The 3,593-nt window shown below is 64.0% G+C and carries 4 protein-coding genes and 1 pseudogene; 2 read left to right on the top strand and 3 right to left on the bottom strand.

What is annotated here, in order from left to right; genetic code table 11:
• Both EN879_RS27865 and EN879_RS27860 read left to right on the top strand, forming a co-directional pair.
• A pseudogene (locus EN879_RS27865) lies at positions 1 to 272 on the top strand (MFS transporter); the annotation flags it as partial.
• A gap of 182 nt (positions 273 to 454) precedes the next feature.
• Positions 455 to 721, top strand: coding sequence for a hypothetical protein (locus tag EN879_RS27860; RefSeq protein ID WP_024503536.1), 267 nt, complete (start codon positions 455 to 457; stop codon positions 719 to 721).
• A gap of 111 nt (positions 722 to 832) precedes the next feature.
• Here EN879_RS27860 and EN879_RS27855 read toward each other — a convergent pair whose 3' ends face one another.
• The 3 genes from EN879_RS27855 to EN879_RS27845 all read right to left on the bottom strand — a co-directional run.
• On the bottom strand, positions 833 to 1,387 hold the full coding sequence (locus EN879_RS27855; RefSeq protein WP_024503535.1) for a hypothetical protein: 555 nt from the start codon (positions 1,385 to 1,387) through the stop codon (positions 833 to 835).
• Between the two features lie 135 nt (positions 1,388 to 1,522).
• A complete protein-coding gene (locus EN879_RS27850) occupies positions 1,523 to 2,614 on the bottom strand; it encodes a YcjF family protein (RefSeq protein WP_063167921.1) in 1,092 nt (363 codons plus the stop codon).
• A partial coding sequence (locus tag EN879_RS27845; RefSeq protein ID WP_127274381.1) for a YcjX family protein occupies positions 2,611 to 3,593 on the bottom strand: 983 nt, incomplete at its 5' end. The genes EN879_RS27845 and EN879_RS27850, both read right to left, overlap by 4 nt.

The raw sequence follows: 3,593 nt of genomic DNA, 5'->3' as shown, positions 1-3,593 counted from the left end.
GTATCGGCGTTGCCTTCGGCTTCGTTACGCTGTGGGGTTTCGCCTTTGGCATGGCGCCGGTGGTGCTGCCGACCAATATGTCGCGCGCGGCGCCTGATGCGCTGGAGGCAGCGGGCAGCCTGATGGTCACCTCTTTCCAAATTGCCATCACCATCGGCGCGGTTGTCGGCGGCTATGTCGTGGACACCTATGGCGCGACTGGACCTTTGACTCTGACTGCTATCCTTGCCGCATCGACCGCCGTCTTGGCGCTGCTGCAGCCTCGCAGCTGAACTTTGCAGCCGCCGACACAGTAGCCTCAAATCCTGCCGCCAGCGATGTTGCAGGCGCGATACACAAGTTGAGGCCGGGAACACGTTGCATCTTGCCGCAATCGAAGGCTAAGGACGCTCGGCTTCGGCCATTGGAGGGTGATCGACGATCAAGTCGCGCCCTTTTTGAGGAGATGACTGACATGAAGAAGTTTTTGTTTGTTGCCGTCGGCCTGGCGGTGCTTGCCGGTTCGGCTTGCTCGAAGGCGCCTGAGTGCACGGCGGAGATCGCAACCAAGAAGGCGCAGGACATGGCTGCAGCACTTCAGGAGGCGATCACCAAGGACCCGGCCAAGGCGGCTGATCTGACCGCCAAGGTCCAGGCGGTGACAACCAAGTATCAGGGCACCACGACGTTGGCCGACGCCTGCAAGGCCTATGACGAAGTGACGGCCGCGATCAAGGGCTGACACCCTGATTTGAGATCAAGGCCTAAGCGCCTGATTCGATGGGCTCAAGTGAGAGGGCGGTGACCGTTGGGTCGCCGCCTTTTTCTTCGGATTTTTCAGTTCGGCGCGATTTCAGTTCGGCGCGATGGAACCGACTTCGACCGCGTCGACCCGCTTCAGGCTCATGCCGATCACCGGCACCAATTGGTCGTTGACGCGCACGGCGATAGTCACCGTCATCGAATTGTCGTCAGGGATGCGAGCCTGCATGACGCCGCGCAGCTGGTTGCGGTTGATGGTGAAGACCACCTTGCGGGGATCGACGACGTTGCCGCCGATGATGTCGAGGCCGGAACCGGTCGCGCCACCCATGAAGCTGCCCTTGTAGCCCTCGCGGCCCTTGCGCTCGATCTTGGCCGACATTGGCTGGGTGAACATACCGACCCGGCAGCCGCCGTCGAGCGACATGCCGACCTTGCCGTCGGGCGTCGAGCCGGTGAAGCTGCAGTTGAACTTGGTGCCCTTGTACTTGCCGGCGACGATTTCGCCGGGACCGATCCACTTGCCTTCGGCAGACTGGAAGAACTGCTTGTCCGGCTCCGCCGCAGAGGCCACTCCGGCAATGCCGACGACTGTCGTAATCACCGTTGCCAGGGACAGGACGCTGGATAGAATTACGCTTTTCATCGACGACACCCGGCAACAAAGATGCTGTTTGGAACCGGTCTGACCATGAACAAGATTGGTTAATGCTTCGTCACCGCGGGGCCGCCGCAGAGCAGTCCGGTAACGATTCCGAATGCCCGGACACTCCAGCCCGGCTCACTTGCCGGAGGGGGTCGTTGCACCGTCTTTCCTGGTTGCGAACGATGTCAGCGCCGAGAGGAAGTCGCCCAATCCGGGACGTTTGGCGGCGCTGAAGGGCAGGGGTCGAGCCGTCTCCATCGCGGCGATGCCGATGCGCGCCGTCATCATGCCGTTGACGACGCCCTCGCCAAGCTTGGCCGAAAGGCGCGCGGCCAGGCCGTGGCCAACGATCTGCTGGACGACACTGTCGCCGACCGCGATCGAACCGGTTACCGCCAGATGCGCCAGAACGCTGCGCGCCAGGCGGAAGAAACCCAGCGTTCCCGGCCGTCCGCCATAGAGTTCCGACAGGCGCCGAATGAGCCGCCCGGCCTCGAACACGACATAGGCAACATCGACCAGTGCGCGTGGACTGACCGCCGTCACCAGCGAGACGCGTTTGGCAGCTTCGAGAATCATCACTTTCGCTCTGGCATCGAGTGGTCCGAGAATTTCAGCCTCCGCCAGGCGCACGAGATTGCCGCCGTCGATGATTTCGCCGCGCAATTCGGCCAGCTCGCGCCGGCCGGCCGCGGTCTCGGGTTTGGCCGAGACAAAGGCCGACAATTCGTCGACGACCGATCGTGCCGCCTTGGGATCGTCGCGGGCGATCGCATCGAGCGCCCGCTTCTGCAGCTTTTCGACCTCGGCGAGGCGGGCGATCGCCAGGAATTCGCGAATCAGGATCACCACAAGCGCCAGCACGGCGATGGCGGCCATGCCGGCGGCCAGCCAGCCCAGCCACTCAGCGCGCGCAAAGAGGTCGCGTATGAGCTGGTCGGTCCACAGGCCGACCGCCAGCGAAACCAGCACGCCGAAGGCGCCGAAGAAGATGCTGCCGAGCAGCGAGCGTTTCCTGGGGGCGACGGCTGGTGGCGGCTCCGCGGCAATGATGTCGGGCTCGTCGAAGACATCGACTTTCGCCGGAATGACCATCGCGACATGGGTTTTCATCGCGCGGGGTTTGCGCTGGGTGTCGGCCTGGATGTTGCGCGGCTCAGGGGCCGCTTGTCTCGGTGGGGCTTCCGGTTCGATGCGGAATGCCGCCGGCTTGCGGGGCGCGGTCATGCCAGATGATCTCCGATCAGGAACTGCAAGGCACGGTCGAGCCTGATATGCGGCAGCGACAGCGTGACGCCTTCGGCCGTGCGTTCGAGCTTTGGGGGACGGAAACGGACGAAGCGGATTGCAGGGTCCGCGGAGTCCTGCCTGTGATCGGCTCCCGAAACATCGAAAACCGCATCAATATTCTCCGGTAAGTCACCGGGAAATATGGCTGTTTCAGTTTTTCCATCGAAGGTTTCGCCGTTGATCTTCTCACCGGCTATCGGCGTGCCGATGATGACGGGAAGCGTCTCCCGGCCTTGCCTGACGGTGCCTTCGCGCGTCGCGCGCACCGCCGCCATGGCGACCACATCGACATCGGCGCCGGTGAAATTCGCCCGTGCCACGGCGCGGTCGGCAAGCCGCCGCACGATCGCCTGCAGCCGGTCATGGCTTTCGTGATGCAGATGGTCGGCCTTGGTCGCGGCAACCAGGATGCGGTCGATGCGCCGCGAGAACAGATCGGTGAGGAAGCTGCCCCGGCCGGGGCGAAAACAGCTGAGGATCTCGGTCACCGCGCGTTCCAGGTCGGCCATGGCGCCCGGGCCGGCGTTCAGCGCCTGCATAGCGTCGATCAGCACGATCTGGCGGTCGAGGCGGGTGATGTGTTCCCGGAAAAAGGGTTTGACGACATGCGTCTTGTAGGCCTCATAGCGCCTGTCCATCATGGCGTGCAGCGAGCCTGCGCGCGGACGGTTGTCGCCGATCGCGGCCAGTGGCGCGAAGGTCAGGGCCGGCGAGCCTTCGAGATCGCCCGGCATCAGGAAGCGGCCGGGCGGCAAGGTCGAAAGCGCCCGCTCGTCGAGCTTGCAGGCCTTCAGATAGGCGGCGAAACTCTCGGCCAGGCGGCGCGCCGTCATCTCGTCGGCATCGGCGTTCGGGTCGATCCCGGCCGATAGTGCCCGCCAGGCTTGCGACAGGTCCTCGCGCACCGGCAGAACGG

The organism is Mesorhizobium sp. M7A.F.Ca.AU.002.02.1.1 (genome assembly GCF_003998535.1).
GTDB lineage: Bacteria > Pseudomonadota > Alphaproteobacteria > Rhizobiales > Rhizobiaceae > Mesorhizobium > Mesorhizobium ciceri.
This window is presented reverse-complemented; position numbering and strand designations above follow the sequence as displayed.